At 63.1% G+C, this 6755-nt stretch carries 7 protein-coding genes; 4 read left to right on the plus strand and 3 right to left on the minus strand.

Features of this window, described 5'->3' with window-relative positions; all coding sequences use genetic code 11:
• The 3 genes from EOA60_RS13345 to EOA60_RS13355 all read left to right on the plus strand — a co-directional run.
• A partial coding sequence (locus EOA60_RS13345; protein WP_206628133.1) for a peptidase C39 family protein occupies positions 1-350 on the plus strand: 350 nt, incomplete at its 5' end.
• Between the two features lie 4 nt (positions 351-354).
• Positions 355-1818, plus strand: a complete 1464-nt coding sequence (locus EOA60_RS13350; RefSeq protein WP_067321133.1) for a RimK family protein — start codon at positions 355-357, stop codon at positions 1816-1818.
• A 73-nt stretch (positions 1819-1891) separates the two neighbouring features.
• Positions 1892-2164, plus strand: coding sequence for a DUF3303 family protein (locus EOA60_RS13355; protein WP_067321136.1), 273 nt, complete (start codon positions 1892-1894; stop codon positions 2162-2164).
• 3 nt (positions 2165-2167) lie between these two features.
• Here the strand turns inward: EOA60_RS13355 and EOA60_RS13360 are convergent, their stop codons facing one another.
• The gene (locus EOA60_RS13360; protein ID WP_095823675.1) at positions 2168-3082 is read right to left on the minus strand and encodes a LysR substrate-binding domain-containing protein; all 915 of its coding nucleotides are present in this window, start codon (positions 3080-3082) and stop codon (positions 2168-2170) included.
• Positions 3083-3189: 107 nt separating this feature from the next.
• Between EOA60_RS13360 and EOA60_RS13365 the strand changes: the two genes are divergently transcribed.
• Entirely contained in the window at positions 3190-4080 is an 891-nt protein-coding gene (locus EOA60_RS13365) for a fatty acid desaturase family protein (protein ID WP_127335165.1), read from the plus strand.
• A 13-nt stretch (positions 4081-4093) separates the two neighbouring features.
• On the opposite strand, the gene EOA60_RS13370 is transcribed toward EOA60_RS13365, so the two are convergent.
• Both EOA60_RS13370 and EOA60_RS13375 read right to left on the minus strand, forming a co-directional pair.
• Complete coding sequence (locus tag EOA60_RS13370) at positions 4094-6106, minus strand: EAL domain-containing protein (RefSeq protein WP_245502556.1); 2013 nt, start codon at positions 6104-6106, stop codon at positions 4094-4096.
• 194 nt (positions 6107-6300) lie between these two features.
• On the minus strand, positions 6301-6755 hold a 455-nt coding region (locus EOA60_RS13375; protein WP_128311466.1), incomplete at its 5' end, for a hydrolase.

The raw sequence follows: 6755 nt of genomic DNA on the forward strand, positions 1-6755 counted from the left end.
TGATGGAGCTCGCCCAGGTCGACTTCCGCCGGCGCGCGGAACTTTACGGCATCCCGGTGAATTACCGTCCGTTCGGCATCGACGACATCCGCGCCGCCCTTGCCGAGGGCAAGCTGGTGCTGGTGCTGATCAGCGGCTTCCTGATGTTCGGCAAGAAGGTGCCGCATTGGGTGCTGGCCATCGGCGACGACGGCGACCATATCCTCATCCACGATCCTTGGGTCGAAGACGAAAGGCAGGAAACCATCCTCGACGCCGCCAACATTCCCGTGCCCTATGGCATCTTCATGAACATGGCTCAGTTCGGCCGCGACGGGTTGCGCGCCGCCATCAACCTGGGAAAACGCTGACACAATGACCTGGGTCATCCTAACAGGCAGGCAGAACGATCTCGACCAGGTGGCGACGCCGCACAAGATCATCACCAACCGCGACTATCTCGCGCATCCGGCGCTGTTTCGCGGCCAGCGGCCGAAGGTGATCAACCTTTCGAACAACTACGGCTATCAGAGCCGCGGCTATTATGCCTCGCTGCTCGCCGGATCGCGCGGCCACAAAGTGATTCCGACCGTCGAGACCATGATCGATCTGTCGGAGCGCAAGCTCTATGAGCATGCGTTGCCGGAACTCGAGCTCGCTCTCAACAAATGCCGCAAGGATCTTGACGGAACCTTTCCGACGAAGGTCGCAGTCTTTTTTGGCATCGGGCCCTCGAAAGTTTGGGACCGGTTCACCAAGCTCTTGTTCGACTGGTTTCGCGCGCCGGCGCTCGAGGTCCACATCAAGGACAGCGCCGAATGGGCTTCGATCCGCAAGATCGGCTTCCTGCCGCTCGCGCGCATGAGCGAGGAGCAAGAAGAAGTCTTCCTGCAATGCCTGGAGACCTACACCAACCGCGAGTGGCGCGACACCAAGGGGCGCACGCCGGCGCGCTACACGTTCGCGACGCTCGTCGATCCGCATGAGGAATTGCCGCCTTCGGAGATTTCGTCCCTGCGCTACTGGGCGAGGATCGCGGAGAAGATGGGCGTCGAGGTCGAGCCGATCACCAGGAAGGATTTGGCCAAGCTCGCCAATTACGACGCGCTGTTCATCCGCGAGACGACATCCATCTCCAACCACACCTACCGCTTCGCGCGCCGCGCCCAGCAGGAGGGCATGCCGGTGATCGACGACCCGCTGTCGATGATCCGCTGCACCAACAAGGTCTATCTCAACGAGCTGATGACCTACAACAAGGTGCCGGTACCGCCGACGGTGATGATTGCCGGCACCTCCGATCTGGAGCTCGCCGCCCAGACGCTGGGCTTTCCGCTGGTGCTGAAAATCCCGGACTCATCCTTCTCGCGCGGGGTCAAGAAATGCGAGAACCTTGCCGATCTGACAAAGCTGGCGACCGAGTGGCTGGAGGATTCCGACCTCCTCATCGCGCAGAAATTCATCCCCACCGAATATGATTGGCGCGTCGGCGTGCTCGGCGGCCAACCGCTGTTTGCCGTGCATTACCTGATGGCCAAAAAACACTGGCAGATCGTCAACCACAAGGCTAACGGCAAGCCCGATCAGGGCGGCATCAAGACCTTCACGCTGAAGCAGACGCCGCCGCACGTGGTCGAGACGGCGGTCAAGGCGGCGCGCTGCATCGGCGACGGGCTCTACGGCGTCGACCTCAAGGAAACCAAGGACGGCGTCTTCGTCATCGAGGTCAACGATAACCCCAATCTCGACCATGGCTGGGAGGATTCCGGCGAGAAGGACGAGCTCTGGGTGCGGCTTACGCAATGGTTCCTGGAGCGGCTGGAGCGCACTGGTCGCTAAAGCATTTTGCATCCGGACGGGATCGCCTGGCGTCGCTGAATCCGGCTAAGACAATCAACTGAATGGGGGCAAGATGCTGTTTTTCGTTGTCGAGGATTTTCGCGGCTGCGACCGCAAGGAAATCTACCGGCGGTTCCGCGATCGGGGCCGGCTGAAACCGGACGCGCTTGTCGTTCACCATAGCTGGATCGCAGGCGACATGAGCCGCTGCTTCCTGCTTGTCGAGGCCGATGACGTCACGCTGCTGCAGCGTTGGGTCATCGAATGGGCCGATCTGGTGGAGTTCGAGATCGTTCCGGTAGCCACCAGCAAGGACATGGTCGCGGCCCTGGCCGGGCATCTCTGACTGCTAGGCACCGAGCGCCGGCGACCTGACCGCGCGCACGCATTCCGCGATCAGCCACTCGCGAAACGCCGCCAGCACATCGCGCCTTGCGCTGCGTTCAGGGATCGTCAGGCAATAAGGCTGGCGCAATTCCAGCGCTCGGGCAACCGGCCGGACCAGCCTGCCGTCTTCCAGCGCCCGGGCGCAGTAGATGCCTTGCGCCAGCGCCACGCCCAATCCCGACATGGCGAGATCGAGTGCGGCCCGCGACGAGTTGGCCGAAAGGCCGCGCTGGGCCGACCGGCCCGGCGCGATGCCCCCCGCCTCGAGCCAGTTGCGCCAGGACGGAAAGGCAGCACCGGTCGGGCCCCAGTCGGTGTGGATCAACGGCAGGCCGGCGAGAGTTTCCGGCTTGGCTGCACCGGCAAGGCTGGGCGCGCAGACCGGATAGACCGCATCCCGCGCGATCTCCTCGGTCGGATGCTCGCGATAGTGCGGGCCGTAGGATAGCCGGATGTCGACCATCTCATGGTCGAACGGCACAGGGTCGTCCTCGCCTCTCAGCGAAATATCCGCGGCGCCGTGGCTGGCGACAAAGCCGGCGAGGCGTTCGGAAAGCCAGCCCATCGCCATCGAAGGCGGCACCGAGATGACGAGCCTCGGCCGGAACGCATCGCCGCCTACATCCCGCGCGACGCTGCCGATTTCCTGGAAGGCCATGGTAAGCCTCGGCAACATCTCGACGCCGGCTTCGGTGAGCAGGACGCGCCGGTTGACGCGGTGGAACAACTTGCGGCCCATCTGTTGTTCCACGGTGCGGATGAGCTGGCTGACCGCCGCCGCCGAAATCGACAGCTCTTCCGCCGCTGCGGCAAAGCTGCCGCTGCGCGCCGCCGCCTCGAAGGCTTGAAGTCCGCGCAGGGAGGGAAGTGCGACCATGGCGACCCGAAAAGATAAGCTAAGCTTATCTATTTTGCAGAATTCCTCGTTTTTCGAAAGCTTTCTTTCTGCAGTACGGTAGCCTCATGAGCGCCATCGACCACACCATCGACCACCGCGACGTCATCGCCTCGCTGACCAATGAGGAGCGCAACCGGCTGACCGGCAAGTCCGATCTGCCGGGCATCATCCAATTCGCCGTCCATCTCGGCGCCATCGTCGCTCTCGGCGCGCTGATCGCGGCCAAGGTGCCGTACTGGCCGGTTCTGATGCTGCCGCAGGGCATCCTGATCGTGTTCCTGTTCACGCTGCTGCATGAGACCGTGCATAGGACGGCCTTCGAAACGCAGTGGCTGAACGATGCCGTCGCGCGGCTCTGCAGCCTGGCGATCGCGCTGCCGGCCGACTGGTTCCGCTATTTCCATTTCGCCCATCATCGCTTCACTCAGGACCCGCAGAACGATCCGGAGCTGGCTTTCCCGAAGCCCGAGACCTTGCGACAGTACATCGTCCATGTGTCTGGCCTGCCGGTGTGGTGGGGTCATTTCAAGACGCTCTACAGAAATGCCAGCGGCCGCTGCCGGGACAGCTATGTGCCGTCGAAAGGCTTGCCGAAAGTCCAGGCCGAAGCGCGGGCGATGATCGCCTTCTACCTCGTCGTGCTGACGCTTGCGATCTCGCTCAAGGCGACAGTGCTCCTCTACATATGGCTCGTACCGGCGCTGCTCGGGCAGCCCTTTCTCAGGCTTTATCTGTTGGCCGAGCATGGCCGCTGCCCCTTCGTCGCCAATATGCTGGAAAACACCAGGACGACGCTGACCAACTGGCTCGTGCGCAAGCTCGCCTGGAACATGCCCTACCATGCCGAGCACCACGCCTATCCGGGTGTGCCGTTCCATCAATTGCCGGCTTTTCATCGGCTGATCGCGCGGCATCTCAAAGTGGTAGAACCCGGCTATGTGAGCTTCCACGAGAAATATTTCGAGACGCTGCGCTGACCGGTGCCTGGCATCAACCGGATCGGCGAAGCTTTTCCTGCGAGCGCAGCAGGCGGCTCATCTCCGAGGCCCTGGCCGGCGCGCCGATCAGAAAACCTTGCGCCTCGCCGCAGCCGGCCTTGCGCAGCATGTCGAGCTGCGCTTCGGCCTCGACGCCTTCGGCGGTGACGGTGATGCCGAGCTCGGCGCCGAGCCCGATAACCGTGCGCACGATCGCCGCCGTGTCGCGCTTGTCGAGATCGTGGATGAAGGAGCGGTCGATCTTGATCTTGTCGACCGGGAAGCGCCGCAGATAACCGAGCGAAGAATAGCCGGTGCCGAAATCGTCGAGCGCGATGCGCACGCCGAGCCCGCGCAATTGCCCGAGCGTCCTCAGCACGCTGTCGCTCTCGTCCATCATCACCGTTTCGGTGATTTCGAGTTCCAGCCGGCTTGCTGGCAGGCCGGAAAAGGCGAGCGCCGCAATCACGCTGCGGGCGAAGCCGCCGCTCTTGATCTGGGCCGCCGAGACGTTGACCGCCATGCGCACGTCCTGCGGCCAGCCCGCCGCCACGCCGCAGGCCTTGCGCAGCGCCCAGTCGCCGAGTTGCACGATCAGCCCGGTTTCTTCGGCCGCGGCGATGAAGTCTTGCGGCGGCACCAGCCCGCGCGACGGCGAGCGCCAGCGCATCAGCGCTTCGGCGCCGACGATCTCGCCGGAGGCGATGTCGAGAATCGGCTGGAAATCCAGATCGAACTCGCGCCTCGGGAGTGCAGCCTCGAGGTCGGCCTCGAGCGCCAGGCGCTCCCGCACCATGGCATCCATGCCCGGCTCGAAGAAACGGTAGATGTTGCGCCCCTCGCTCTTGCCCCGGTAGAGCGCCATGTCGGCATTGGTGAGCAGCGTATCCGCATCCTGCCCGTCGCTGGGATAAAGCGCGATGCCGAGGCTCACCCCGACATGCATTTCGCGGCCCTTGTCGCGATAAGGCTTGCCGATCACCTCGATAATGCGCTTGGCCAGCTTTTCGGCGTCGACCGCGTTTCTGATATTGGATTGAATGATGGCGAATTCGTCGCCGCCGAAACGCGCCACCACGTCCTTGTCGCTGCGCAGGCAGCGCTGCAGGCGCTCGGCCACCCTTTTCAGCAGCCAGTCGCCGGCCGGATGCCCGAACGTATCGTTGACGGCCTTGAAGCGGTCGAGGTCGAGCGAGAAGATCGCCACCGGCGCGGCCTTGGCCTCGCTCATTGCCTGGTCCAGGCGCTCGCGGAACATCGAGCGGTTGGGCAGGTTGGTCAGCGTGTCGTGATGCGCAAGATGCGTCATGCGCTCTTCGGCGCGGCGACGCTCGGTAACATCGTCGAAGGTCACGACCCAGCCGCCGCCGCTCATCGGCTGCCGAACCACCAGAAAAGTCCTGCCGTCGGCAAGATAGCGGTAAGCCGACTGCATTTTCCCTGCTCGCAGGCAGGCTTCGGTCCTGGTGACTTCGCTGTCGACGTCGATCTTGGTGTAGATGCCGAGCTCCAGCAGTCGTTTGAGCGCGTCGCGGTGTGTCGTTCCAAAAGGGAAATCTGTCGCGGCGACTTTGTAGAGCTCGAGAAAGCGCTGATTGCGCACGATCATCTTGCCGTCGGCGTCATACATCAGCAGGCCTTGCGACATGTTGGCCAAAGCGGCGTCGAAGCGGCGATGCTGCTCCTTCAGTTCCTCTTCGGAGCGCCGCTGCACGGTCACGTCCTCGTAGATCGACACCCAGCCGCCGGAGGCCAGCGGCCGATGCGAGATGACGATGATGCGCCCGTCCGCCAGCGTCTCCTCATAAGTCGAGGGCTTGGCGCCGTCGATATAGGGTTTGCGGACGGCGTAGAGCTGCTCGGCGGTTTGCGAGGCGATGCCGATTTCGACGCTGTGCTGCAAGATGTCGAAGAAGCGAATGCCGGGCTTCGTGACTTTGGCGTCGAGGCGGAAGAGGTCGATGTAGTTTCGGTTGCAGATGATCATGCGCTCGTCGGCGTCGAACATGCACAGGCCATGCGACATGTTCTCGACGGCGGCCGAAAAGCGCTCGTTTTGTGCGCGAAGTTCCTCCGCTATTCGTCGAACCGGGCCAATACCGGTTGCCTTCCGCCTGACTGCGGCCGAACCAGCCTTGACATGAGCAACGGGCATGAACGCGCCTGCCGACCGTGACTGAACAGTTTACTGTCGTGGCCGCCGGTTAATTTAGCGTTCTTTTATTTGACGGAATTGGCAGCGAGAAAAGGCTGGCGTTTAGCTTCCAGCGCCGCGAATCGTTTCAGAAATGCCGCCTGCGCCCAGGTCACCGAGCGTGGAGTGAAGTCGAAATGGTCGGCGGAAAAGCTGCGCGGCCGGCCGAAATACTCCGTCGCCTCCGCGGTCGAGAAGCCGGCAAGCAGCGTCGCTTCGTAATAGGCGGCGATCTGGTCGGCGCGCTTGATGTCCTTGCGCAAGGTGGAACCGAGCTCGGCCGGCAGTGAGAAACGTTGATGGATGGCGCGCTGCAGCCTGAGCTCGCAGTCCTTGTAGGAGCCGCCCATCACCGATTTGAAGGGGGAGATCATGTCGCCGATGACATATTCGGGCGCGTCGTGCAGCAGCGCCGCGAGCCGCGCCTCGGCGGAGGCGGCCGGCACCAGCTCACCATAGAGTGCCTCGACCAGCAGCGAAT

It is taken from the genome of Mesorhizobium sp. M1A.F.Ca.IN.020.06.1.1 (genome assembly GCF_004023265.1).
GTDB lineage: Bacteria > Pseudomonadota > Alphaproteobacteria > Rhizobiales > Rhizobiaceae > Mesorhizobium.

Excerpts from the sequence above, each read along its gene's own strand:
- EOA60_RS13350 (WP_067321133.1), top strand. The coding sequence starts at position 355 with ATGACCTGGGTCATCCTAACAGGCAGGCAGAACGATCTCGACCAGGTG.
- EOA60_RS13355 (WP_067321136.1), top strand. The coding sequence starts at position 1,892 with ATGCTGTTTTTCGTTGTCGAGGATTTTCGCGGCTGCGACCGCAAGGAA.
- EOA60_RS13360 (WP_095823675.1), bottom strand. The coding sequence starts at position 3,082 with ATGGTCGCACTTCCCTCCCTGCGCGGACTTCAAGCCTTCGAGGCGGCG.
- EOA60_RS13370 (WP_245502556.1), bottom strand. The coding sequence starts at position 6,106 with ATGTCGCATGGCCTGTGCATGTTCGACGCCGACGAGCGCATGATCATC.